The organism is Paraburkholderia sp. SIMBA_054 (assembly GCF_046534875.1).
Lineage (GTDB): Bacteria > Pseudomonadota > Gammaproteobacteria > Burkholderiales > Burkholderiaceae > Paraburkholderia > Paraburkholderia hospita.
The window spans coordinates 1-255 of sequence record NZ_JAWRXV010001195.1 but is presented as its reverse complement, the minus strand read 5'-3'; the positions used below and the strand labels follow the sequence as shown (position 1 = coordinate 255).

1 pseudogene is annotated in these 255 nt (G+C 57.3%); it reads left to right on the top strand.

The window, feature by feature from the left end:
- Nucleotides 1-255: pseudogene (locus tag SB822_RS58910) on the top strand (EmrB/QacA family drug resistance transporter); the annotation flags it as partial.

Here is a 255-nt window from a genome sequence, read left to right as displayed (position 1 = left end):
GACTATTCTGCGGATCAACTGCTGATGCCAAACGTCCTACGCGCCATCGGGCAAGCGTTGTGCTTCGCACCGCTCTCGGCCGTGGCCATGGCTGGGATCGGACCGGCGAGCGCGGGATCGGCGTCTGCCCTGTTCAATATGATGCGGAATCTTGGCGGCGCTATCGGTATCGCCCTTCTTCAAACGTTTCTGACAAAACGGGAGCAATTCCATTCCAATGTGATCAATCAGTCCGTGTCGGTCCTTGATCCAGAG